General features: G+C 68.5%; 24 protein-coding genes. 12 read left to right on the top strand and 12 right to left on the bottom strand.

Annotation, left to right across the window (positions count from 1 at the left end):
* The first annotated feature begins 53 nt into the window (after nt 1–53).
* Entirely contained in the window at nt 54–479 is a 426-nt protein-coding gene (locus NF4_RS03730; protein ID WP_063125888.1) for an SdpI family protein, read from the top strand.
* Between the two features lie 5 nt (nt 480–484).
* On the opposite strand, the gene ggh is transcribed toward NF4_RS03730, so the two are convergent.
* A complete protein-coding gene (gene ggh, locus NF4_RS03725) occupies nt 485–1,822 on the bottom strand; it encodes a glucosylglycerate hydrolase (RefSeq protein ID WP_063125887.1) in 1,338 nt (445 codons plus the stop codon).
* A 235-nt stretch (nt 1,823–2,057) separates the two neighbouring features.
* Between ggh and NF4_RS03720 the strand changes: the two genes are divergently transcribed.
* A complete protein-coding gene (locus NF4_RS03720; protein ID WP_063125886.1) occupies nt 2,058–2,759 on the top strand; it encodes an SDR family oxidoreductase in 702 nt (233 codons plus the stop codon).
* Entirely contained in the window at nt 2,756–3,250 is a 495-nt protein-coding gene (locus NF4_RS03715) for a GNAT family N-acetyltransferase (protein ID WP_063125885.1), read from the top strand. The genes NF4_RS03720 and NF4_RS03715 overlap by 4 nt, the downstream gene beginning before the upstream one ends.
* 229 nt (nt 3,251–3,479) lie before the next feature.
* Here the strand turns inward: NF4_RS03715 and NF4_RS03710 are convergent, their stop codons facing one another.
* Nucleotides 3,480–3,776, bottom strand: a complete 297-nt coding sequence (locus NF4_RS03710; protein ID WP_063125884.1) for a hypothetical protein — start codon at nt 3,774–3,776, stop codon at nt 3,480–3,482.
* Between the two features lie 381 nt (nt 3,777–4,157).
* Here NF4_RS03710 and NF4_RS03705 point away from each other — a divergent pair, with 381 nt between their 5' ends.
* Nucleotides 4,158–4,808, top strand: coding sequence for a DUF8020 domain-containing protein (locus NF4_RS03705; protein WP_063125883.1), 651 nt, complete (start codon nt 4,158–4,160; stop codon nt 4,806–4,808).
* A 112-nt stretch (nt 4,809–4,920) separates the two neighbouring features.
* Here NF4_RS03705 and NF4_RS03700 read toward each other — a convergent pair whose 3' ends face one another.
* Nucleotides 4,921–5,715 (bottom strand): LLM class F420-dependent oxidoreductase, encoded by a 795-nt coding sequence (locus NF4_RS03700; RefSeq protein ID WP_063125882.1) that lies wholly within the window; start codon nt 5,713–5,715, stop codon nt 4,921–4,923.
* 261 nt (nt 5,716–5,976) lie between these two features.
* Here NF4_RS03700 and NF4_RS03695 point away from each other — a divergent pair, with 261 nt between their 5' ends.
* Entirely contained in the window at nt 5,977–6,804 is an 828-nt protein-coding gene (locus NF4_RS03695; protein ID WP_063125881.1) for an alpha/beta fold hydrolase, read from the top strand.
* 216 nt (nt 6,805–7,020) lie between these two features.
* Here the strand turns inward: NF4_RS03695 and NF4_RS03690 are convergent, their stop codons facing one another.
* Genes NF4_RS03690 through NF4_RS03675 form a run of 4 tightly spaced genes read right to left on the bottom strand, consistent with a single transcriptional unit; the run spans nt 7,021 to nt 10,992 of the window.
* A complete protein-coding gene (locus tag NF4_RS03690) occupies nt 7,021–8,529 on the bottom strand; it encodes an MmgE/PrpD family protein (protein ID WP_232330301.1) in 1,509 nt (502 codons plus the stop codon).
* A complete protein-coding gene (locus NF4_RS03685) occupies nt 8,526–9,347 on the bottom strand; it encodes a cyclase family protein (RefSeq protein WP_063125897.1) in 822 nt (273 codons plus the stop codon). Before NF4_RS03685 ends, NF4_RS03690 begins: the two co-directional genes overlap by 4 nt.
* A gap of 11 nt (nt 9,348–9,358) precedes the next feature.
* Nucleotides 9,359–10,201, bottom strand: a complete 843-nt coding sequence (locus NF4_RS03680; protein WP_063125879.1) for an HpcH/HpaI aldolase/citrate lyase family protein — start codon at nt 10,199–10,201, stop codon at nt 9,359–9,361.
* Nucleotides 10,198–10,992 (bottom strand): IclR family transcriptional regulator, encoded by a 795-nt coding sequence (locus tag NF4_RS03675; protein WP_063125878.1) that lies wholly within the window; start codon nt 10,990–10,992, stop codon nt 10,198–10,200. The genes NF4_RS03680 and NF4_RS03675 overlap by 4 nt, the downstream gene beginning before the upstream one ends.
* 245 nt (nt 10,993–11,237) lie before the next feature.
* Between NF4_RS03675 and NF4_RS03670 the strand changes: the two genes are divergently transcribed.
* Genes NF4_RS03670 through NF4_RS03655 form a run of 4 tightly spaced genes read left to right on the top strand, consistent with a single transcriptional unit; the run spans nt 11,238 to nt 16,661 of the window.
* Complete coding sequence (locus tag NF4_RS03670; protein WP_063125877.1) at nt 11,238–12,605, top strand: FAD-dependent oxidoreductase; 1,368 nt, start codon at nt 11,238–11,240, stop codon at nt 12,603–12,605.
* 40 nt (nt 12,606–12,645) lie between these two features.
* Nucleotides 12,646–14,106 carry a dihydroorotase gene (locus tag NF4_RS03665; protein WP_063125876.1) on the top strand — a complete coding sequence of 487 codons (1,461 nt, stop codon included), beginning with the start codon at nt 12,646–12,648 and terminating at the stop codon, nt 14,104–14,106.
* An 11-nt stretch (nt 14,107–14,117) separates the two neighbouring features.
* The gene (locus NF4_RS03660; RefSeq protein ID WP_063125875.1) at nt 14,118–15,326 is read left to right on the top strand and encodes a CaiB/BaiF CoA transferase family protein; all 1,209 of its coding nucleotides are present in this window, start codon (nt 14,118–14,120) and stop codon (nt 15,324–15,326) included.
* A 30-nt stretch (nt 15,327–15,356) separates the two neighbouring features.
* Entirely contained in the window at nt 15,357–16,661 is a 1,305-nt protein-coding gene (locus NF4_RS03655; protein ID WP_063125874.1) for an MFS transporter, read from the top strand.
* 243 nt (nt 16,662–16,904) lie between these two features.
* Here the strand turns inward: NF4_RS03655 and NF4_RS03650 are convergent, their stop codons facing one another.
* The 3 genes from NF4_RS03650 to NF4_RS03640 all read right to left on the bottom strand — a co-directional run bounded on the left by NF4_RS03650 (nt 16,905) and on the right by NF4_RS03640 (nt 19,591).
* Nucleotides 16,905–17,744 carry an alpha/beta fold hydrolase gene (locus NF4_RS03650; protein ID WP_232330300.1) on the bottom strand — a complete coding sequence of 280 codons (840 nt, stop codon included), beginning with the start codon at nt 17,742–17,744 and terminating at the stop codon, nt 16,905–16,907.
* Nucleotides 17,745–18,259: 515 nt separating this feature from the next.
* Nucleotides 18,260–18,673, bottom strand: coding sequence for a hypothetical protein (locus NF4_RS03645; RefSeq protein ID WP_063125896.1), 414 nt, complete (start codon nt 18,671–18,673; stop codon nt 18,260–18,262).
* Nucleotides 18,674–18,829: 156 nt separating this feature from the next.
* Nucleotides 18,830–19,591: a helix-turn-helix domain-containing protein gene (locus NF4_RS03640; RefSeq protein WP_063125872.1), complete on the bottom strand. Its 762-nt coding sequence runs from the start codon at nt 19,589–19,591 to the stop codon at nt 18,830–18,832.
* A gap of 337 nt (nt 19,592–19,928) precedes the next feature.
* Between NF4_RS03640 and NF4_RS03635 the strand changes: the two genes are divergently transcribed.
* Complete coding sequence (locus NF4_RS03635) at nt 19,929–21,002, top strand: ABC transporter ATP-binding protein (RefSeq protein ID WP_063125871.1); 1,074 nt, start codon at nt 19,929–19,931, stop codon at nt 21,000–21,002.
* Here the strand turns inward: NF4_RS03635 and NF4_RS03630 are convergent.
* A complete protein-coding gene (locus NF4_RS03630; RefSeq protein ID WP_063125870.1) occupies nt 20,963–21,484 on the bottom strand; it encodes a winged helix-turn-helix transcriptional regulator in 522 nt (173 codons plus the stop codon). The genes NF4_RS03635 and NF4_RS03630 overlap by 40 nt on opposite strands.
* 103 nt (nt 21,485–21,587) lie before the next feature.
* Here NF4_RS03630 and NF4_RS03625 point away from each other — a divergent pair, with 103 nt between their 5' ends.
* The gene (locus NF4_RS03625; protein WP_063125869.1) at nt 21,588–22,757 is read left to right on the top strand and encodes a thiolase family protein; all 1,170 of its coding nucleotides are present in this window, start codon (nt 21,588–21,590) and stop codon (nt 22,755–22,757) included.
* Between the two features lie 99 nt (nt 22,758–22,856).
* On the top strand, nt 22,857–23,840 hold the full coding sequence (locus NF4_RS03620; RefSeq protein ID WP_439956727.1) for an o-succinylbenzoate synthase: 984 nt from the start codon (nt 22,857–22,859) through the stop codon (nt 23,838–23,840).
* A 69-nt stretch (nt 23,841–23,909) separates the two neighbouring features.
* On the opposite strand, the gene NF4_RS37470 is transcribed toward NF4_RS03620, so the two are convergent.
* On the bottom strand, nt 23,910–24,101 hold the full coding sequence (locus NF4_RS37470; RefSeq protein WP_157119946.1) for a hypothetical protein: 192 nt from the start codon (nt 24,099–24,101) through the stop codon (nt 23,910–23,912).
* Between the last annotated feature and the right edge of the window lie 48 nt (nt 24,102–24,149).

The following is a 24,149-nucleotide window of genomic DNA, read 5'->3' as shown; positions in this document are numbered from 1 at the left end:
CCCCGACCCGCCCCGCCGCAGGCGGGGCAAATAAACACAGCTAGGCTCGGCTGGTGTTCGTTGTCGCAATTCTCCTGTTCGTCCTGGCCGTGGTGGCCCTGACGGCGGGTGTGCTCGGCCTCATCGGCCGTCTGCCCGGCAACCGCTATATCGGTGTCCACACCGAGGCCGCGCTGCGGGACGAGACCGCGTTCCGGACCGCCAACCGGGTGGCCGCGCCCACACTGATCATCTCGGCCGCGTTGCTGTCCGCGGGCGGCCTGGTGGTCATGGCCGCCGGCGGCTTCACCGGAGTCCTGGTGGCAGTGGGTGTGCTGGTCATCGCACTGTTCACCCTCGGTGCCGGGGCGAACGCCGGTGCCCGGGCGGCCGAGGCGATCGCGCCGCCGCCGGAACCGGCCGGGGGTTGCGGTGGGTCCTGTGGCGGCTGCTCGCTCAAGGAGATGTGCGAACCGGCGGCCGGCTCTCGGCCGGCCTGAACCGGTCAACCCAGCCAGTCCAGTACCGACGCGGCCGTCCAGGACTGCTGCATACTGCCCAGCGGTTCCCCGGTGAACGGCTCGTAGTACTCGGCGAAACTGCCGTCGCTGGCCTGGCGCAGGGCTTCGGCCCGCAGCATGAACGACCGTTCCGCCCAGCCGCGGTGGGCGAACACCCAGGAGAACAGCCAGCTCATCACCGGCCACACCGGGCCGCGCCAGTACTCGCGCGGCCGGAAATCCTTCGAGACCGGCGAGGTGGAGGGCGGTAGCGCGTAACGCAGATCCGGGTGACCGCAGAAGCGCGGCCCCTCGAAAAGGCGCAGTAGGTTGCGTTCGGTGGCCCGCGGCAGGCCGCCACTGATCAGCGGCGCGAACATGGCCAGTGTCTCGGTGGTGATCCAGCGCTGCAGGCGGGTGTCGTAGTCGCGCGCCGCGCCGGTGCGGGCATCGGTGGTCGCGATCACCCCGGCGCGGAACCGGTCGGCCCAGCCGAAGAGTTCCCGGACATCCGATTTGGGCTGGTGGTATTCCTCACCGATCTGTCCGAGGACCTCGCAGGCCAGGGCGAAGATCGCGGTCACGAACACGTCCTCGACCGCGAAGTCCATCGCCGCACTGAGGGCATCGTCGTCGTAGCGGGCGCGGCGCATCTGCTCCACCAGCCACAGATACCGGTCGTATTCGCGATCGGTGGGCCGCTGGGTGGGGTCGGCGACGACCAGGACGTCCTCGCGCCGGTAGGGCGGCAGCTCACCGGGCACCACGTGCGCGTAGGCCCGGTCCCAGCGCGGGGAGTTGTCCATTCCGGATTCCCAGCCGTGGTAGAGCGTGATGCGCCCGTTGCCCAGCGGGTCGCGGGCGTGTGCCAGCCAGCGATGCCAGCGCACCAGATCGGTCCAGCGCCGGTTGAGGAACTCCTCGGCCACCGCGCGCGTGCTGCGGCCGTGCCGGCGCGAATGGTCCAGGATCCGCTGGACCGCGATGGCGTGGACCGGCGGCTGGGTGATCCCGGAGGTGTCCGGACCGGCGGGCGCGTTGGCGGCCAGCAGCCGGCATTCCCAGCGGGCCGGGCCGGGGAAGTAGCCGTCGACCCCGTTGGCGAAGACGATATGGGGGATCATGCCGTTCTTCCACTGCGCCGAGAGCAGGGTGTCGAGTTCGATCACCGCGCGTTCCACGCTCAGCGGCGCCAGCCCCACCGCCACGAATGCCGCGTCCCAGCTCCACATGTGCGGATACAGGCGGGGCGCGGCGCTGGTCATGGTTCCCAAATCGTTGCCGCGCAGCAGATAGGCCGCGCGGGCGGCGAGCTGCGTGGGAGTGAAACCTGGGTGTGCCATCTCTACATCTTGCTGGTTCGGACCGGGGGCACGCTTCCTCGGGCGTGTGAACGCAATATCTACCGAGCCACGGTTTCGCCGCGGTGTGCGGCATATTTCGTATGCGCTACACGAACTTGCCGAACCCTCCCGCCGCGCCCGCGGCGGCGTGCGGTGTGTGGCACGCTGTCCGGCGGACCGCCCGGCACGCAGCGGACCGGTGGCGCGGCGGGCGACGATACCGAGGAGTGGCGATATGCAGCTGGAAGCCGATCGCGCACCGGACGAGCAGCGAGTAGCGCTGATCACCGGCGCCGGCCGTGGACTGGGCGCGGCGGTCGCCCGGGAGCTGGCGCCGGACCACCGGCTGCTGCTGGGCGCGCGCACCCCGGCCGGTCTCGAATCGATCCTGGCCGAACTGCCCGGGGCCACCGGGTGGCCGGTGGAGCTCACCGACTACGCGGCGGTGGCGGCCGCGACGGAGCCGATCGACCGGCTGGACGTACTGGTCCACAACGCGGGTATCGCCGATCTGGGCACCATCGCGGAATCCTCGGTGCGGCAGTGGCGCGAAACACTCGAGGCCAACCTGATCGCCGTTGCGGAACTGACCCGTCTGCTGCTGCCGGCCCTGCGGGCGGCGGGCGGCCATGTAGTGCTCGTCAATTCGGGGGCGGGTCTGCGTGCCAACGCCGGCTGGGCCTCGTATGCGGCCAGCAAGTTCGGTCTGCGGGCGTTCGGCGACGCACTGCGGCTGGAGGAGCCGTCGCTGCGGGTGACCTCGGTGCATCCGGGGCGTATCGATACCGATATGCAGCGCGCGATCGTGGCCGGCGAGGGCCGGGCCTACGAACCCGATCAGTTCCTGCGCCCGGAGACGGTCGCGCGCGCCATCCGGACCGCGATCGACACCCCACGCGACGCCCATCCCACCGAGATCGTGCTGCGCCCCTGGTGAACGCAGCCGCCCGCTGGCCGGACCGCCTCGTCGTGCGCCCCTGGACCCCGGGCGACGCGCGGCGTGTCGCCGCGTGGCGTTACGGCGGGCCGTGGCAGGTCTACGACCTGCCCGGCACCGAACTCCCCGGCGCTACCGGCGGTTGTCTGGCCGTGGCCGGCGCCGCGGACGGGCGGCTGGTGGGCTTCTACTGCACCGGGGACGAGGCGCGAGTGCCCGGTCTGGCCGCGGAGTTCGGTGTGGTCGACCTCGGCGCGGGAATGGATCCCCGCTGGGTCGGCCGGGGCAACGGGGCCGGTTTCGGGCGGGTGGTGCTCGCCGACCTCCGCCGGGACCACCCCACGGCCGTGGTCCGCGCGGTGGTCCAGTCGTGGAACACCCGCAGCCTACGGCTGCTCCGGACCCTGGGCTTCCTGGAGTCGGGGCGTCATGTGTGCGTGCAGAACAGCCGACCGGTCGAGTATGTGGTGGTGCTGCTGTCGCCCCGGTGATGATCGGCGGGAGGAGGTGGCCGACGACGCGGAGCGGGCCGGTGCGCGGCATGAGCCCCCTGCCGCGTGATCCGCAGGGCCGCCGGGGAATTCAGGGCGGGTGGCGAGGGACGGCCCTTCTCCGATCGCGATCCGCGACGATCGGGGGGAGGCCCTCCGGCACACTCCGCGGCCCGGGATCGGCGAGCGTGCATCCACTCCCGCCGATACCCGGCCGCGAACGCGGTGATCAGTGCTCGTCGTAGTGTCCGTCGTGGGCGGCGTGCCGATGCCCGTCGTGGATGTAGTCGACATGGTCGCCGTGCGGCACCGCGACATGACCGCAGCCCTCACCGTGGACGTGGTCGTGCGAGGTGACCTCGCTGTGCCCGTGGGTTTCACACTCGTCGAAGTGCCCCTCGTGCGCCCGGTGCAGGTGTCCGTCGTGGACATAGTCGACGTGATCACCGTGCGGGACCGCGACATGACCGCAGTCCGGCCCGTGTACATGCGTGTGGTCGGTATGCTGATCGTGTGCCGTTGTCATCGGTGTTCCCTCTTTCCTCGAAGCGGTTGCTCTGCTCGAAACGGTCACCTGGAACTACGCACTGGAATACATTACCAAGTGCGCATCAATGCAGGTAGCTACCTCTGCGCCGAGCGCCGACGAGACGGCGGGTCGCGGGAGAACCCCTCACACCTTCCCCGCTATAGCAAACCTTGACAGGTACCCGAATCATCGGATCTTCAAACCGGTTTCGGGAATTTTTCGCACAGTTTTTATGTCTTTCGGATACCAACCGCGTAACGTCGATGGAGTTGGGAACCGCCGGGCGACAGCGTTTATGCCCGGCGGCAACAGCTGCGCGACAGTTCTGGCTGGTTATTCCACTGGCAACACCGTGATGAAGATCGGACACGAGACCTCATGATGATCCGCAAGATCGTTGCGGCGGTAGTACCGCTGCTCGCCACCACCACCGTGGGCGCGGCAGTCGTGCACGCAGAACCCGCCGCCAACCCCGAGATCGGTTACCACGCCGAGCTCGTCGGTAACAGAGTGGTCACCACCCTGACCAACGGCACCTTCGAGGTCGCCGGCGAAACCGTCGAGATCCTGGACAACTCCGGCGCCACCGTGATGTCGTTGCCCCTCGCGGTACGCGAGGGCGCCACCGAGTACCCGCTTCCCCACGCGGTCCGCGAAGAGGGCCGGGTCCTCGAGCTGACGGCGGTCAAGGATGTGGCGGCGGCCCGGCCCACGGCGCAGCCGGTGGCCTCACCGCAGGAGAACTACGCGGCGCAGGCCAACTTCGCCTCCCAGTTCGGTCTCGCCACCGCCATCGGCGGCTTCATCGGTACCGCACTCGGCGCGCTGGTCGGATTGACCGGCGTCGTGACCGGACCCGGCGTGGTCGCCAGCGTGATCGCCGGTGCCGCTATCGGTGGCATCATCGGCACCATCGTCGTAGGCGGACCGACACTGATCATCGCCGGCGTCGATCTGTTCAACACCCTGACCGCCGCCCCCGGCACCACGCAGTGGGCGCCGCGTCAGCAGGTTCAGTCGGCGAACTGAGCCCACTCCGACGGATCGGTGAACACGGGTCGGTGACCCGATCCGCTCGGCATACGAAACCTCTCGGGCCCGGTCTGCGCTGGCAGACCGGGCCCGAGGGCTGTGCCGGTGGTCAGGCGATACCGCTGACCGGCTCCGGGTTGATCTCGTCGCGCCACGCGATGGCCTCGCGGACCTGGGACAGGTCGTAGTCCGGGCCGGTGATGCCGACCGTGAACAGCGTGGCCCCGGCCTTCAGGTATTCCGGCGCCTGCGCCGTGCCCGGCCAGGACACCGAGCGCTCGATCCGGTCGGTTTCGGTACCCACCCGCGCGCAGTGTTCGTCGAGCACCTGGCTCTTGTGGGTGAACACGTCCAGCTCGCCGAAGCTGTGCCAGATATGGGCGTACTCGGCCACCAGCCGCAGCGTCTTCTTCTCCCCGCCGCCGCCGATGAGCACCGGGATCTCGCGCACCGGCGGCGGGTTGAGCTTCGCCAACCGGCCGGTGATACGGGGGAGGTATTCCTTCAGCAGATTCAGGCGGCTGCCGGCGGTACCGAAGTCGTATCCGTACTCGTCGTAGTCGCGCTCGAACCAGCCCGAGCCGATGCCGAGGATGAGCCGGCCGCCACTGATCCGGTCCACGGTGCGGGCCATATCGGCGAGCAGATCCGGATTGCGGTAGCCGCCGCCGGTGACCAGCGCACCGATCTCCACCCGTTCGGTCTGTTCGGCGAACGCCCCGAGCATGGTCCAGCATTCGTAATGCGCGCCGTCGGGGTCCCCGTACAGCGGAAAGAAATGGTCCCAGTTGAAGACGATGTCCACACCTGCGTCCTCGGCCCGCAACACGGCGTCGCGGATGAGTCCGTAATCGGGCGCGTGCTGGGGCTGGAGTTGGACTCCGATCCGAACTGGTCGGCTCATCTTGTTTGACTCCTCGTCGTCGGGTGATGTCCCGGACCCGAGGCTACCGGGGCCGGGGAGGCCGGGCCGGGGCGGAAACAGCGGGTGCGGGCCGGCCGTCGACGCGGGTCGATACCGGCGCCTGTTCCGGTCGCGCATGGATTGCGTAACGGATGAATACAGTCCCTTTTCCGGACCGTTCCGTCGGTAGCATTTCGGGCGGCGTCTCGTTGTCACGACCCGCTGCCGGTCGGCGAATCACGCACAGAAGGAGGCTCCGCCATGCCTGTGTGCACGACACGCGACAAGGTGAATATCTTTTACAAGGACTGGGGCAGTGGTCGCCCGGTCGTCTTCATCCACGGCTGGCCGCTGAACGCCGACGCCTGGGAAGACCAGATGAAATTCGTCGCCGACAACGGTTACCGCGGTATCGCCCACGACCGGCGCGGTCACGGCCGCTCGGATCAGCCGTGGACCGGTTACGATTTCGACACCTTCGCCGACGACCTGAACGATCTGCTCACGGGTCTCGATGTCCAGGACGCGACGCTGGTGGCACACAGTATGGGCGGCGGTGAGCTCGCCCGCTATATCGGCCGGCACGGGACCGGGCGGGTGCACTCCGCGGTACTGCTCTCGGCCATCCCGCCGCTGATGGCCAAGACCGAGAGCAATCCCGAAGGTGTGCCGGACGAGGTCTTCGACCAGATCAAATCCGGAATCCTCACCGAGCGTTCGCAATTCTGGAAGGACACATCGGAGGGGTTCTTCGGCGCGAACCGCCCGGGCAACAAAGTGACCCAGGGAAATCGCGACGCGTTCTGGTTCATGGGCATGCAGGAGAGCATCCAGGCCGGAGTGAAATGTGTCGACGCGTTCGCGTACACCGATTTCACCGAGGATCTGAAGAAGTTCGATATTCCCACTCTGATCGTGCACGGAGACGACGACCAGGTGGTGCCGATCGATGCGACCGGACGCAAATCGGCGGAGCTGATCCAGGATTCGACGCTGAAGGTCTACGAGGGCGGCTCGCACGGTATCGCCCTCGTCCCAGGGGACAAGGAAAAGTTCAACGCCGACCTGCTGGAGTTCCTCGACCACTGACGGCACCGGGCACGGATCGGGCGCCGCATCGGCCGACGGGACGCGATCGACTGTGCTGTCCGGACCCCCCTCGGTTGTCTCGGCCGTCGCGGAGACGGAAGAATCCCGCGGATCCCGGGGTACCGGAAACCACAGGGCTCTTCCGCTGTTGCCGGCCGAATCCGGCGGCGGCGGGGTCGCCACCGCAACCGGACCGGGTAGACCGGGACGGGAAAGTCAGCCCCGGACGAGCGACATGAGACCGGCCGGCGATCCGGCCGACGGCAGTGCGAGCGCACGCTCGGCGACCGTCCCCGCCTGCGCCGCGGAGAGGTGACCTTCGACGTTCAGGTCGAACTTGAGAGTGAGTTCGTCATCGGAGAGCGGATTCGCCGGGCCGCCGCGGTTGTGGTCGACACGCGCCTCATGCCATTGCCCGTCGCGGGTGCGCACCCGCAGCACGGCCGGGAACTGGTGCGGGTAGATCTCGTCGCACCGGGCGTCGGGGTGCGCGGTCACGAGCGCGGCCAGCGCCAGCGTGCGTGGGTCGCGTGCGGCTTCGTCGGTGAAATCGGCATGGCCCACGCCCAGCCCGGATCCGCCGAGCAGCGCCCGTGCCACCGTGAACGGGCCGGAGAAGGCCGCGTGGTAGCCGGATTCGGGGGCGGCTTTGGCGGCGGGCGGTTCGGCGATGGTGCGCAGCACCGGTGTCGGCACGCCGAGCTCGATCTCCACGATCGCCTCCGGATCGATGCCGCCCGCTCGCAGCGCGCGGGCGGCATCGATACCGGCGTGGGTGAAGTGGTTGCACGGATACGGCTTGAAGAAGATCCCGGGCAGTTCCCAGTGTTCGCCCAACCGGTCGACGACCTTGGCGGTATCGGCCCGGTCCCCGCAGAAGGCGTGCAGGAATCCGAACCGGCCTTCGATCACGGTGGGCGGTCCGGTGAGCCCGTGCCGGGCGAATTCCGCCGCGGTGACTCCCGAATGCGCGGCCCAGCCGCAGTGCGCACGTTTCACCGTGCCGCCGGTCCGGTTGGCCTCCAGCAGTCCGGCGCCGAAGCTGGCGGCGATACCCATCGCGTCCGCGATACCTTCGACGTCGAGGCCGTAGAGCATGGCCGCCGCGGCGGCGGAGCCGACGGCGCCGCAGATGGATGTCGCGTGCTGGCCGCGTTCGAAGAATTCGGAATTACCCAGTTCTTCGTCGTAGCCACCCATGCCCAGGCGCACCGCGATCTCGATACCCACGCCCGCCGCGTCCAGGACCGCGGCACCCGAGGCTCCGGTGGCCTCGCCGACCGCGAGCGCGGCCGGGACCACGGACGCGGAAGGGTGCAGTACCGAGGGCAGATGGGTGTCGTCGGAGTCCATCGAATGCGCCAGGGTGCCGTTCACCAGCGCGGCGGTGGCGGCCGGGAAACGCTGGCCGGTGCCGATACCGGTGGCCGCGGCGGCCCCGGCCCAGCCGCGCGCCACGGCCGTGACGGCGTGCGCCGAGGGCTGCCCCTGCGCGGCGAGGGAGTTGCCGAGTACATCGAGGACCCGCCGTGCCACATCCCTGCGCAGGTCGGTGGCGAGTCCGGCGGTGCGGGTGTCCGCGGCCAGGGCCGCGAGCCGGCCGACCACGGTTCCGGTGAGGTCGTGGCGGGCGGTGGTGGCGGCGGTCACGCTGTGCCGGCCGGGCATGAGCGAGGGCCCTGCGTGGTCACGCTTCGCTACCGCCTCCGGGCCTGACTCGCTCATGCCGCCACCACCGCGACCGGGCGCACCGGCGAACCGGTACCACCGGTAATGCGCAGCGGCGCCATCACGAAGGTGAACTCGGTCAGGCCGCGGGCGCTCGCGTCCTCCAGATTCAGGTGCTCGATGATGTGGATTCCGTTCTCCACCAGCAAAACTCGGTGCACCGGCAGCACGCTGTGCCCCTTGCCGGGCGGAATATGTTCGAAGGCGGTGGTATCCGCTCCCGCCGCCACGATCCCGGCGGCGGCCAGCCACTGCGCCGCGCCCACATCGGCGCCCGGCACCCCGTCCTGCTGACCGAGGTAGCGCTGGGCGTCGTCGAAATGACGGGCCCAGCCGGTACGGATGAGGACCACGTCCCCGCGCCGCGGCGTCACCCCGGCCGCGTCGGCGGCGTCGCGCAGATCCTGCTCGGTGACGGCCTGGCCCGCTTCGAGGGCTGCGACGCCGCGCACCCGCGGCACGTCCAGCAGCAATCCGCGCCGGAGCATGAAGGGGATGGTTTCCGCGCCGAGCCGGGAGAACCGCCCGCCGCGCTGGGCTTCCTCGGCGTCGATATCGCCGTGCAGTTTGCCGCAGTGGCTGACATGGGACAAGGCATCCACATGGGTGCCGACATGCCCACCGGTCACGATGATCTCGTTGGACGCCGATCCGCCGTCCGGACGGACCATATCGCCGTGCCGGCGGATCAGGGTCATCCGGAACCCCGGATGGTTGGGTGAGCAGGGCATACCCGTCGTATACGGATGCCCGAGCTCGACGACGTCGACGTCGCTGTTCACCACAGCGTGCAACAGCGCGTCCGATGCGGTCACGGTTTTCTCGGTCAAATCCTCACTCCTCGTATTGCGGTGGCCTCTGCCCGGTCGAGCACCACGCGGGCGTTCGCGACGACGGCGGGATCGATGAATCTGCCGTTCTCGTCGAGAACCGCGGATTCCCCCGCCGCCTGGGACGCGGCCGCGCACTCCACGATTCGCCGGGCTCGGCTCTGTTCCTCCGGCGACGGTGTAAAGGCGTGGTTGACGATGCCGATCTGATTGGGATGGATGACCGAACGCCCGAAGAAGCCCTGGGCGCGGCCGATGCGCGAACTCTCCGCCAACCCCGCCGAGTCATCGACCGCCGTCCAGACGCTCTGGACCGGTGAGGACAGTCCGGCGGCGCGCGCCGCGGTGACGATCCAGCCGCGCGCCCACGCCAGGCCGTCGGCCTCGGTGCGCAGATCGGCGGCCAGATCCGCTTCGCCCAGCGCGATACCGGTGACCCGTGGATGACATTTCGCGATAGCGGGCGCCGCGAGCAGGCCCGCGGCCGATTCGATGATCGCGTGCACCTGGCAGGTGAGCCGGTCGGTGGTGGCCGCCACCGATTCGGGCGTTTCGGCCTTGGGGAGCCGCACCCCCGCGGGCGGGACCTGCGCGGCGGCCAGTTCGGCGAGCTCGTTGTCCAACCAGGATGACCCGATGGCATTGAGCCGCAACCAGATCCGGCGCTCTGATGGTGTCGTGCGCAGGGCGGCGAGGGCATTGGCCAGCGCGCGTTCCTTGGCGTGGACCGGTACGGCGTCCTCCAGGTCGATCACCACGGCGTCGGCGGCGCTGTCGATCGCCTTGCCGATCCGGTCGTCGCGATGTCCGGGCACGTAGAGCCAGCTGCGCGGGGTCATTTCGCCTCCGCCGCGACGGGGTTCGGCGGCCGGTAGCCCAACGCTCGCGAAACCCGCTGCGCCGCCTCGACCAGTGCGCTCTCGTAGCGGTCGCATGCTTCCTCGGTCATCCGGTAGCTCGGGCCGCAGACCGATACCGATCCGATCACCGTGCCGTCGGCGCCGAACACCGGCGCCGCGATCGATCCGGCGCCCTCCTGGCGTTCGCCGGTGGACCGGCACACTCCCCGTTCCCGCGCCTCGCGCAGCGCGGCGCGCAGCGACGCGGGGTCGACGATCGTGGTGGCGGTCAGCCGGGGCAGCGGTCGCGACAGCAGATCGTCCTGTTCCTCCTCGGAGAGGTGGGCCAGAATGATCCGGCCCGACGAGCCGCTGTGCAGGTCGAACCGGCGACCCAGCTCGACGGTCATCTTGATTTCCTGAGTACTCTCGACCTGATCGAGGTAGACGCGACCTCCCGGTAACCGGCCGGTGACGGTCGCCGTCTCGCCCGTGGCGCGCTGCAGGTCCACCAGGGCCTCGCGGGCCATCCGCCGCAGCGGGGATACGTCCAGTGCGCGTGCGCCCAGCGTCGCCGCCGCCGGTCCGAGCAGGTACCGGCGGGTCGAGGGCTCGTAGAGCAGCAGACCGCATTCGACGAAGGTTGTGAGGATGCGGTGGGCGACCGCCTTCGACATACCGGTCGAGCGGGCGATCTCCGAGACGCCGAGCGCGCTCGACCGGCGGCCGAACTCGAGCAGTACCTCGGCTGCCCGGGCGGCAGACGTGGTGCCTCCACTGGAGGACTCCATCGTGGCTCCGTTTCTGCGGGGTCTTTTCGTTGTTCCGACGGCGACGCTACCGCCGCGACCGACGTACATCTGAACAAAGTTGTACCGCTTAGCGAAACGATTGTCCAGGCCGCTCGACCGGCTCATGCATGAGTTTCGTCGGCGTTAATCGTTTCTACAGGCACTTGTGTCCGGATTGTCGAACGTGCATAGTGCAGGGGACCACATTCTTGCGTTCCGCTAAGCGGAACAGATTAGGAGGAAGCGTGGACGGTCCGGATTTCGATCTCGTCGTCGCCGGTGCGGGCGGCGGGCTGGTCGCTGCGCTGCGCGCCGCCGAACTCGGCGCGAACGTGCTCGTGGTCGACGCCGACGAGTACTTCCAGCGCGGGAACAACACCTCGATGTGCACCGCGATGATCCCGGCCGCCGGTACCCGCTGGCAGCAGGCCGCGGGTGTCGCGGACAGCCCGGACCGGTTCCTCGCCGATATCGACCGCAAAACCGGCGGTACGGCCGATCACCGTCTGGCCCGGGCCCTCGCCGAGTCGAGCGCGCGGCTGGTCACCTGGCTGGCCGACGCCCAGGAACTCGCCCTCGAACTGGTCACCGACTTCCGCTACCCCGGCCACAGCGCCGACCGCTGCCACACCCTCCCCGGCCGCCACGGTGCCAAGCTGCTGCGCCACCTCGTGGAGCGCGCGCGGGCCCACCCGCGGATCGAACTCATCGCGCCGATGAGCCTGCGGGAGGTACTCACCACCGACGGCCGGGTCACCGGGGTGGAGATCGTCACCCCGGACGGCAACGCCGAACGGCTGACCACCCCCGCCGTCCTGCTCGCGACCAACGGCTTCGGCGCCGACAGCGACCTGGTGCGCCGCTGGATCCCGGAGATCGCCGATGCCCACTATCACGGCGGCCGGTTCAGCCGGGGCGACGCGCTGCGGATCGGCCGGGGTCTGGGCGCCGACACCGGTTTCCTCGACGCCTACCAGGGGCACGCGGCGCTCTCCTCGCGCAGCCAGACCCTCATCGGCTGGGCCACCGTCGTCCACGGCGGCGTCATCGTGAACAGCGCGGGCCGCCGGTTCGCGCCCGAGACCACGGGTTATTCGGAGTTCGCGGCCATCCTCGCGGCCCAGCCCGGCAGTGCCGGATGGATCGTCATCGACCAGCACATCGAAGCGCTGTGCTCGGTGTTCGACGATTTCCGCGCGGTTGCCGAGAGTGGTTCGCTGGTCCGCGCCGCGACGGCCGCCGAACTGGCCGCACGGATCGGCGTACCGGCCGAAGCGCTGGACGACGAGCTCGGTGCCGCCCGCCGGGCCGCGGCGGGCGCGGAACCGGACCGGCAAGGTCGCACCGACGAGCGCCATCCCCTTACCGCGCCCTACGTCGCCGTCGCCGTGACCCCCGCCCTGTTCCACACCCAGGGCGGTCTGGTCGTGGACGAACACGCGCGGGTACTGGCCGGCGGTGTGCCGGTCCCCGGCCTCTACGCCTCGGGCGGCGCGGCCATCGGCATCTCGGGTCACGGCGCCGGGGGTTACCTCGCCGGTAACGGCCTCATCACCGCGCTCGGCCTGGCGTTCCTCGCCGCCGAGCACGTGAGCAGCCCGGTCGCCGCCTGATTCCCAGCTTTCACCTATCGGATATTCGCCAGGAGAAGAAATGACCTCGTACCTGATCAAGAACGGCACCGTGGTGCGCACCGACAACTCGGCCCCCGCGGAGGGCGAGTCCGCGGACATCCTGATCGTCGACGGCAAGATCGCCGCCATCGGCACGAACCTGGAGTCCGCGGATGCCGAGATCGTCGACGCGTCCGGCAAGCTGATCTTTCCGGGCGTAGTGGACGCCCACCAGCACTGGGGCATCTACAACCCGCTGGCCGAGGACACGCAGACCGAATCCCGCGCGAGCGCCCAGGGCGGTGTCACCACCGCGCTGACCTATATGCGGACCGGGCAGTACTACCTGAACAAGGGCGGTGCCTACGCCGACTTCTTCCCGGAGGTGCTGGACGCCTCGGCGGGCCGCAGCTATATCGACTACGCGTTCCACCTGGCGCCCATGTCCAAGGAGCACATCGGTGAGATCCCCGAGCTGGCCTCCGATCAGGGCGTGACCTCGTTCAAGATCTTCATGTTCTACGGCAGCCACGGCCTGCACGGGCGATCCACCTCGCAGAGCGATTTCCTCATGATTCCGGAGGACGAACGCTACGACATCGCGCATTTCGAGTTCGTGATGCGCGGGGTGCAGAAGGCACGGGAACAGTTTCCCGAACTGGCCGATCACATCTCGCTGTCGCTGCACTGTGAGACCGCCGAGATCATGAGCGCCTACACCAAGATCGTCGAGCAGGAGGGGAAGCTCAGCGGCCTCGCCGCCTACAGCGCCTCGCGCCCACAGCACTCCGAGGGCCTGGCCGTGACCATCGCGTCCTTCCTGGCCGACGAGACCGGACTGCCGAATATCAACCTGCTGCACCTGAGCTCGGCCAAGGCACTGAAGGCCGCCATGAAGATGGCCGAGGCGTTCCCGCACGTGAACTTCCGCCGCGAGGTCACCATCGGTCACCTGCTCACCGATATCGACAACGCGAACGGACTGGGTGCCAAGGTGAACCCGCCGATCCGCCCGCGCGAGGATGTGGAAGCCCTGTGGGAGCACCTGCTCGCCGGCAATATCGACTGGGTAGTCTCCGATCACGCCTGCTGCAAGGACGAGGTGAAGTTCGGCGCGGACCGCGACGACGTGTTCGCCGCCAAGTCCGGTTTCGGCGGCACCGAGTACCTGCTGCCCGGGCTGCTCACCGAGGGCCGCAAGCGCGGTCTGTCGCTGCGCCGGATCGCCCAGCTCACCGCGTCCAACCCGGCCGACCGCTACGGCCTGCCCGGCAAGGGCCGCCTCACCGAGGGCGTCGACGCCGATATCGCGATCGTCGACCCGAACCGCACCTGGACCGTGCGCGCCGCCGACTCCGAATCCACCCAGGAGTACACGCCTTTCGAGGGTTTCGAGCTGACCGCCGCGGTCACCGACACCTTCGTGCGCGGTAACCGGGTGCTGGCCGACGGCGTGGTCACCGGCGAGCCCGCGGGCCGCTACATCTCGCGCCCGTACTGAGGAGTCCGTAGGTGAACGACGAGTCGCAGCCGACCGGACCGCTACGCGGAATCAAGGTCCTGGATGCCTCCACCATCCTGGCCGGACCACTGACCGCCCAGATCCTGGGGGATTTCGGCGCCGAGGTCATCAAGATCGAGCACCCGCAGAAACCGGACGGGATGCGCGGCCACGGCCTCGACAAGGACGGAATCCCGCTGTGGTGGAAGATGGTCGCCCGCAACAAGCAGACGATCACGCTGAACCTCGGCACTCCCGACGGCCAGCAGATCTTCCGGGATCTGGCCGCCGACGCGGATGTGGTGATCGAGAACTTCCGCCCGGGCACCTTCGAACGCTGGGGGCTGTCCTACGCGGAACTCTCGTCCCGTAATCCGGCGCTGATCATGTTGCGCGTCACCGGTTTCGGGCAGCACGGCCCCTACGCCACACGTCCCGCGTTCGGCACGCTGGTCGAATCGATGAGCGGGTTCGCCCACCTGACCGGGCAGCCCGATGGGCCGCCCACCCTGCCTGCCTTCGGGCTCGCCGATTCCATCGCCGGTATCGCCGGTTCCTCGGCGATCTCGATGGCGCTGTTCGAACGCGAACGCAACGGCGGCACCGGACAGGAGGTCGACCTCGACCTGCTCAGTCCGATCATGACCGCGGTCGGCCCCGGCGTGATCTATGCCGATCAACTCGGGATCGACCAGGAGCGGACCGGTAACCGGTCGCAGAACAACGCGCCCCGGAACCTGTACCGCACCAAGGACGACCACTGGGTCGCGATCTCCACCAGCGCCCAGGCCATCGCCGAACGCGTGATGCGGCTGGTGGGGCATCCCGAGGTGATCGACGAGGAATGGTTCGCGACCGGGCGCACCCGCGCCCGGCACGCCGACCTGCTCGACACATACGTCGGCGGCTGGATCGCCGAACGAACTCGTGACGAGGTCACGAGTGTTTTCGAAGAAGCCGGCGCGGCCGTCGCGCCGGTCTACCGTCCGAGCGACCTGCTCACCGATCCGCAGGTCGTCGCCACCGACATGGTCACCACCGTGGAGGACAGCGAGCTCGGCCCCATGCGCATGCAGAACGTGATGTGGCGCATGACTCGATCGCCCGGGGCGATCCGGCACACCGGACGACCCGCCGGTGCCGACACCGACAAGGTCCTCACCCATCTCGGGCGCAGCCCCGAGGACATCGACGACCTGCGGGCACGCGGGGTCATCTGACCCGCGGCAGCTTTATCCGAGGAGTTCGTTATGAAATCGCGTTGGTGGACAATCGCCATCATCTTGGGCCTGGTGGTGGTGAATTATGTAGACCGCAGCGCCATCTCGTTCGCAGCAAGCCACCTGCGGGACGAGTTCGGAATCACGACCGGCCAGTACGGCGTCATCAGTTCCGCATTCTCGATCGGCTACATGCTTTTCGCCCTGCTATCGGGGCCGCTGGTCGACCGGTACGGTTCGCGCCGTGTCCTCATCGTGGGAATGTTCATCTGGGCCGCGGCCACCGCGCTGACCCCGTTCGCGGGCGGGTTCATCGGTCTGATCCTGCTGCGTATCCTCCTCGGAGCCGGTGAAGCGCCCTGCTTCCCGGCGGCGACGCGGATCGCCAGCCGGTGGCTGCCGGCGCACGAACGCGGTAAGGCGCTCGCCCTCATCGGCGGCGTCGCCGTCTCCGGCAGCCTGCTGATCGGCGGACCGATCCTCACCCAGCTGATCGCGCTGGTCGGCTGGAAGGGCATGTTCTTCGTGCTCGCGGTCGCCGGACTGATCTGGGTGGTCGTGGCCTACCCGTTCCTGAAGAACTCGCCGAGCGAGGCGTCCTTCGTCTCGGACAAGGAGCTGCGCTACATCCGCGCCGGTCAGACCGACGGTGAGGACAGCGGGCACGAGGAGAAGGTCGACTGGGGCGAGATCCTGCGCAACCGCAACCTGTGGCTCGTCGGACTCGGCTATTTCGCCTGGGGATTCATGTTCTGGGCCTTCATGTATTGGCTCCCGCAGTACCTGGAACACGAATTCGGACTCTCCATCAAGCAGGTCGGCGGTTTCTCGGTGGCACCGTGGGCGGCCGGTGTGGTCGGCGCGCTCGCCGGCGGCATCCTGGTGGACCGTGTGTACAAACGCACCGAGAGCATCCGGTCGCGATTCCTCATCATCGGCGTGGCGCTGCTGCTCGCCGGTGCCTCGATCGCCCCGATCCTGTTCTTCCCCGGCAACCTCACCGTCGCCCTGATCTGTATCTCCGCGGGTGTCGGCTTCGGCTTCATCACCGGCGGGATCTGGTGGGTGGCCTCGATCGACGCCGCCCCGACCCAGCCCGGTACCGCGGCCGGTTTCGCCGACGCCTGCTTCGCCCTCTCCGGGATCGTGGCCCCGGCGGTGATGGGCTTCATCGTCTCCGAAACCGGCACCTACGACGGCGGCTTCGTCGTCATGACGGTCCTGTGCCTCATCGGCGCGGCGGCGATGCTGTTCTTCACCAAGGAACCCGAACGGCCGGCGAACCCGCCGGTCCGTCCGGGAGAACCCGAGGGCGAACTCGCCACCACGAGTTAGCGTCCGCCGGATTCGTCCGGGGTGTTCGCGCGACGCACCGCGTACCCGATGAGGGGGTTACGCGGTGCGTTCGCGTATCGCGATCTGCACAACCTGCGGCAGGAGTGTGACCGTGGCCGACATCGCGTTTCCTACGCGCGGCAATCCACCCGAGGCAAGGTTCAGGTGGAACTACGCAGTACCGGCGACCACGGAAGCCGGCACGCTCCAGGCAACCATCGGTAACCCGAGACCATCCATGGGTCAGTTCGTTTCGGCAACCATCGGCACTCGGTGAAGGAAGCTACGAATCAGGCCGACCATTTCGTCGAGATTGGTTTCGAGCAGCCAATGCCCGCCGCGCAGCAGGTGAAGCTCGGCGTCGGGGTGGTCACGATGATAGGCGTGCGCGGCGCCGGCCGGCATGTAACCGTCCTGCGGCCCCCAGGCGATCAGCGTCGGAGGACGGTGTTCTCGCAGGTAGGCTTGCTCACGGGCGAACCACGCCAGAGTGTTGCGCTGATCGGCCAGCAGATTCGTCAAGTTCTCCCGGCGTTCAGGTGTTCCCAGCTGTGCCCACGCCAGCGTCCACAGATCCGGGCTGACGAGTTCGACGAGGTCCCGGTCGATCTCGCCGATGAACTCATCGCGGAATCCCTCTTCGGTTACGGCCTGGGAAAGCTCTCGGCGGCCTTCCTCGGTGGGGTTGTCCCAAAACCGGCGCAGCGGCCGATACTTCGGTCCGTGCTGATCCTCGTAGATGTCGCCATTACTGATGATGAGACCGTTCACCTTGTCCGGAGCGGCCATAGCCAGACGAAACCCGAACTGCGAACCGTAGTCGTGCAGATAGATCACATATCGCGACAGGTCCAGTACCTCGGTGAACCGCCTCAAGAACCGCGCGTAGCCGTCGAATGTGTAATCGAAATCGTCGGCGGCGGGTGTAGCGCTGTATCCGAAACCCGGAAAATCCGGGGCCAGTGTGCGCCATCGGTCGCCAAGGCATGGCATCAGGTTCCGGAACGCATACGACGAACAAGGGTACCCGTGAGGAAGCAGAACCACAGGTCCATCGACCGGGCCGCATTCACGGTAGAACACCGATACTCCGTCGACTTCCGCCCACCGGTGGTGCACCGTCGGCACACTGTCACCCATCGCAAACTCCTCCGCACAGCAGCGTCTTGCAGAACAGATGACCCACCAGGGTATAGGCACATCCCGGACTGCTTCCAGCCCGAGATCGTCGCCGATAGCTTGCGCTGTGCACCTGCACATTCCGTCCAGGACCCCGGCCTGCTGCAGTTGGTTTCTCGCGGGACGCCGCGACGAGATGGGCCCGTGGTACCGATGGATGTCACCGTAATCGTGCGGCCCTCCATCGGGCCGGTTGTTGTCATTCGCCGAGCGGGGCCGTCCCCCGGTCGGCACCGGGACAACGTTGCACTGCGATGTGGACCTTCCGCACCGCATCGGGGTGCTCGTGCTTGCGCAGAAGCTCGATGGTCGGTTCGACTTCGCCGGGGCTCTAGCCGTGCAGCGGCGAAGATCGGCCGGTTTCGCGCACTTTCGAAGAGTAGAGCCCCGGCCGGGCCTTACCGGCCGGAGCCCTGCCTTCACGCGGCGTCGAGGGCGGTGGTGATCTTGCGGGTCATATCCACGAGGGCGGGGGCGGGCGCGGCCTTGTCGGGACTGGTGGCCGACTCGACTGCGACGAGGACTGCGTTGCGGAAGTTGTCCGCCTCGGCCGGATTCTGCTGTTTCAGCAGGCTCATGGCCGCGGTCAGGGCCGGCAGTACCTGATCGGCGAGTTCCGCGACGTTCTTTCCCTTCAGCGTGATCTCCTTCGCTTTCACATCGGCGAGCACGTGTCCGATCGGGCCGGTCGCCGAGCCCAAGGCGATGGAACCGTCGGTGGCGGCCTTGTGCGGCGAGCCACCGACCGCGCTGGTGGCCGAGATCAGCGAGACGGCGCCGTAGGCGGCGGTACGCAGGGTGGCTTTATCCTGATCGGTCAAGGTGACGGACATGATCTTTCTCCTCCGGGAGTTGTGGGCGACCGGCTGTTCGAGCCGGTGGACAATGCCACTCTCACCGGCCCGGCTGACACCGGCCTGACGCCGGGCTGATACACCCACTGACACGGGAATCCGCACGGCGCTCGCGCCGGCCGCCACCGCGACGATTCACCCCGGGCCGGGCCGCCGATCCTTGCCCGGCGGCTGCCCGTCCGGCCCGTAGAGCAGCCGGTTCACCTTGACCAGGACGTCGATCTGGGCCGGGTTGTACAGATCCCGCAGCGCTTTGCCGACCGTTTCCGCCGCCCGCTTCGCGCCCACCGGCGAATCGGTGGCCGGGGCGGTGATCTCGGGATACTGCGAGGTCAGCTCGTCCACGTACGGAGCCAGCCGTTCGGCCAGCTCGGCCCGGGTGGATTCATCGGCGTCGGCGGGGAGGTTGTCGAACTCCGCCGTCGCGGGCTCGTCGCGCTGGTCGTTCAGCAGGTCCCGCAGCGCGCCCATGCCGGAAGGGCCCAGGACCCGGGTGAGGATGACGGTGAAGGCGCGGTCGGCGTCGGTGAGTACCTGGGCGGCCGGACCGATATCGGGTGGAAGATCGGTATGTGTGCCCTGCCGCAGGATCAGCGCCAGTTCCACCCGGATGCGCTGCAACCGTTCGATGGTCGTGGCCAATTCGGCATCCAGGGTCTGGAGCGCGTCGCGGGGGAAACCTTCCCCGTCGCCCATCTCGGCGATCTGCGACAGCGGTACGCCGAGATCGGCGAGTCGTTTGATACGCAGCACCCGCAGCAAGTGTGCAACGCCGTAGCGCTTGTAACCGTTGGAGGCGCGTTCGGGTTCCGCGAGGAGGCCGATGTCGTGGTAGTGGCGCACCGCCCGCACGCTCGTGCCGGCGAGTTCCGCGAGCTGACGGGTACTCCATGTCATATCCGACTCCTCCGCTACGTTCCCGCCGCGAACGCGCCGGCGCGATACCCAGCCTCAACCGTGCCGCAGCGGCACAGTCAAGTGTCGTCGGCAATGCGGTGCTGCCGCGGCGGAGCAGGGCCGCGGCACCGGTTCCGCGCCTCGACCGCCCGGCGCGTCACAGGGCGCCGGCGGGGGTGGACAGTCGGTGCGTTCACTGGCACGATACGCACCGAAAACGTACAGACCATGCGGAGCTCGAGAACACCAGCGGTAGCCTCTGACGCCATGACCACGCACATGTTGCGAATTCGCTCCACTTCGCGTGTTCCAACCGGTGAAGGGAAGTGAACAAGCCGTGGCCACGGTGACCTTCGATCGCGCCACCCGGCAGTATCCGGGGGCCAAGACACCCGCTGTCGATCAGTTGCAACTCGAGATCGCCGATGGTGAGTTCCTGGTGCTGGTCGGCCCCTCGGGATGCGGGAAGTCGACTTCGCTGCGCATGCTCGCCGGACTCGAGGAAGTATCGGGCGGCCGCATTCTGATCGGTGACCGCGATGTCACCCATTCCGACCCCAAGGATCGCGATATCGCGATGGTCTTCCAGAACTACGCGCTGTATCCGCATATGACGGTGGCCGAGAACATGGGTTTCGCACTCAAATTGGCCAAGGTCGGCAAGGACGAGAAGCAGCGCCGGGTAGGCGAGGCGGCCCGTCTGCTCGATCTGGAACCGCTGCTGGATCGCCTGCCCAAGGCACTGTCGGGTGGTCAGCGGCAGCGGGTCGCCATGGGCCGGGCCATCGTGCGCGACCCGCGGGTCTTCCTGATGGACGAACCCCTGTCCAATCTGGACGCGAAACTACGGGTGCAGACCCGCACCCAGATCGCGCAGCTGCAGCGCCGGCTGGCGACGACGACCGTCTATGTCACCCACGACCAGGTCGAGGCCATGACCATGGGCGACCGGGTCGCGGTGATGCGCGACGGGCTGCTGCAGCAGTGCGCCGCCCCGCGCGATCTCTACCGGGATCCGGCGAATGTGTTCGTCGCCGGGTTCATGGGGTCACCGGCGATGAACCTGTTCACCCTCCCGGTCACCGACGGGGCGGTGCGGATCGGCGGGTTCTCGCTGCCGCTGCCGCGATCGGTGGCCGATGCCACGGGCGCGACGGTGACGGTGGGTATCCGTCCCGAGCATTTGGAAGCCGGTGATTCGGGAATCGAGATCGAGGTGGACGTGGTCGAGGAGCTCGGCTCCGACGCCTTCATCTACGGCCGGCCCACCGAGGACACCCAGGGCGCGGACACGATCGTGGCACGTACCGATTGGCGCAACCCGCCGGCGAAGGGCAGCCGGGTGCGTCTGGCCACGGCCCCCGAGCACGTCTACTTCTTCGCGCCCGACGACGGCCGCCGCCTGAGCTGATTCGCGCGCCACTGCTCGTTGAGCCGGACGCCGAGATCGTCCACGCCGATCTCGCGGCCGGATTCGCTGCGCACCTGTACCCGGACCGGGTCCCCGGTGGCCGCCTCGACCAGGCCCAGCGGGGGCGGCCCGGGTTGCAGGTGGGCATTGCCCCACTGCATGAGCGCCAGCACCACGGGTAGCAGATCGCGGCCTTTCGCGGTCAGTACGTATTCGTGGCGGGTGCGTTTTCCTTCTTCCCGATAGGGCTGCCTGGTGAACAGCCCGGCCTGGGTGAGCTTGCGCAACTGGCCGGCCACGGCGGCGTCGGTGATTCCCACCCGGGCGGCGAAACCGTCGAACCGGGTGGTGCCGTAGTAGGCCTCCCGCAGGATCAGGATCGCCGAGCGGGTGCCGACCACCTCGAGCGCCATCGCGATCGAGCAGTGGTCGGGTTTCCACGAGTCGAGATCGGCCAGAGGGCCTTCCATCACCGCTGCCATCCGCCCATCATATCGACCCTGACTTGCCTCCACTGATGTCAGCACCTAATCTGGCTTTAGATAACTTTAGCCAGGGTTCGCCCCGGCGGCGGAAGGAATCGATATGCGAGACGCGGTCATCGTCGATGCGGTACGGACCCCCATCGGACGCGGCAGGCCCAACGGCGCCCTGCACGGCATCCACCCGGTGGACTTCATGGCCCACAGCCTGAGCGCGCTGATCACCCGGACCGGGGTGGACCCGGCCCTCATCGACGACGTGATCGGCGGGGTGGTGAGCCAGGTCGGCGAACAGGGCGTGAACATGACCCGGCGAGCGGCGCTGGCGGCCGGTTTCCCCGAATCGGTCCCGGCCACCACGGTCGACCGCCAGTGCGGCAGCAGCCAGCAGGCCGTCCACTTCGCCGCGCAGGGCGTGCTCGCCGGCGCCTACGACATGGTGGTGGCCACCGGAGTCGAATCCATGAGCCGTGTCCCGATGGGCGCGAGCGCCCGGGGCGCCGACGACATCTCCGGGGTGGGTTTCGCCCGGCGGTATCCGGACGGGCTGGTCCCCCAGGGCATCAGCGCCGAACTCATCGCCGCGAAATGGGGGCTGAGCCGGGCGCAGCTCGACGAATTCGCACTGAACAGCCACGAAAAGGCGGCCCGGGCCACCAAGAACGGGCAATTCGCCGCCGAGCTGGCCCCGCTGGCGGGCCTCGACACCGACGAGGGCATCCGCACCGGCTCCACCCTCGACACCCTGGCCGGGCTGAAGCCCGCCTATTACGACCCGGCCATGGCCGAACGGTTCCCGCAGATCGGCTGGAACATCACGGCGGCGACGGCGAGCCAGATCAGCGACGGCAGCGCCGCCGTGCTCATCACCACCAGTGAACGGGCCCGCGCGCTCGGCCTGCGCCCACTGGCCCGGCTGCACAGTTTCGCGGTGGCCGGAGACGACCCGCTGCTCATGCTGACCGCGGTCATCCCGGCCACCCGCAAGGTCCTGGACCGGGCCGGGCTCACCCTCGCCGATATCGACCTCATCGAGATCAACGAAGCGTTCGCCTCCGTGGTGACGGCCTGGGAACACGACACCGGCGCCGACCCCGGGCGGGTCAATGTCAACGGCGGTGCGATCGCCCTCGGCCATCCGCTCGGCGCCTCCGGGGCCCGGCTGATGACCACCCTCGTCCACGCCATGCACGACCGCGGCGCCCGCTACGGTCTGCAGACCATGTGCGAGGCGGGCGGCCTGGCCAACGCCACGATTCTCGAACGGCTCTGATCGCGGGCGGTACGGACCGGGTGGTGGCCGCGCGGCCACCACCCGGCCGACGCCGGCTCGTCCCCGGCCGCGCGCACGACCTGGCCTAGTGTGGTCACGGTGAGCGAACTGCCCCGGATCGACGAGGTGCACGTCTACGCGATTCCGCTGCGGTCGAAGTTCCGCGGGATCACCGTGCGCGAAGGGGTGCTGCTGCGGGGGCCCCGCGGCTGGGGCGAATTCTGCCCGTTCGCCGAATACGCCGACCACGAGGCCGGGCACTGGCTGGACACCACCCTCGAACAGATCACCGTCGGCTGGCCGGAACCGGTGCGGGACCGGATCCCGGTCAACTGCACGGTGCCCGCTGTCGGCCCGGACCGGGCATACGAGATCGTCGCCGGGTCCGGTTGCCGCACGGCGAAGGTGAAGATCGCCGACCATCCCAGATCACTGCCGGAGGATCTGGCCCGGGTGGAAGCCGTACGGTCGGCACTGGGACCGGGCGGCGCGATCCGCGTCGATGCCAATGCCGTCTGGGATGTCGCCACCGCCGTCCGGCACATCCGCGAGATCGACCGGGCTGCAGGCGGTCTGGAATACGTCGAGCAACCGTGCCGCACGATCGAGGAACTGGCCGACGTACGCCGCCGGGTCGAGGTACCCATCGCCGCCGACGAATCCATCCGCCGCGCCGAGGACCCGCTGCGGGTCGCGGTGGCCGGCGCCGCGGATATCGCGGTCCTCAAATGCACTCCGCTCGGCGGCGTGCGGCGAGCCCTGCGGGTCGCCGAGGCCGCCGGACTACCGTGCGTGATCTCCTCCGCCCTGGAAACCAGCGTCGGGCTGGCCGCGCAGCTGGCCCTGGCCGGCGCCCTCCCGGAGCTCGATCACGCGTGCGGTCTCGGCACGGTGAACCTGTTCGAGGGCGATATCGTCACCGAACCCCTGCGCCCGGTGGATGGTTTCCTACCGCTCCCGCGTACCGCCCCCGCACCGGATCCCGACCTGCTGGAGAAGTACCGCCACCCGGATCCGGAGCGCACCGAATGGTGGATCGCCCGCATGCGACGGTTGCTGGAGTCGCGGCACACCGAAGTGTGAGGTCCTATCGCGGTCGCATCCGGCGGCATCTCCTCCGCCCGCGGCCGCCTACCAGAACTGCCGGAAGGTTCATGGTTTCGGTCGCCGGGCCGCGTTTCTACCACTGACGCCTCGTTTCAGGCCGTGCGCGGCGCGGCCGGCCTCGTCGTTCAACATGGCGTCGGAGGCGGCCGCGGCGACGGGCACCGTCTCCCCATCGCACGGCTCCACCCTTTTCGACCAGCCGTTTTCCGGCTTTTCGGCGCGCGCCTCCAGCACCACCCGGCTTCATATTTGTTGGTTATACCAACTGTTGCTATCGTTGGCGTT

It is taken from the genome of Nocardia fusca NBRC 14340, assembly GCF_001618425.1.
Classification (GTDB): domain Bacteria; phylum Actinomycetota; class Actinomycetes; order Mycobacteriales; family Mycobacteriaceae; genus Nocardia; species Nocardia fusca.
The sequence above is the reverse complement of the archived record's forward strand: the minus strand, read 5'-3'. Positions and strand labels throughout refer to the sequence as shown.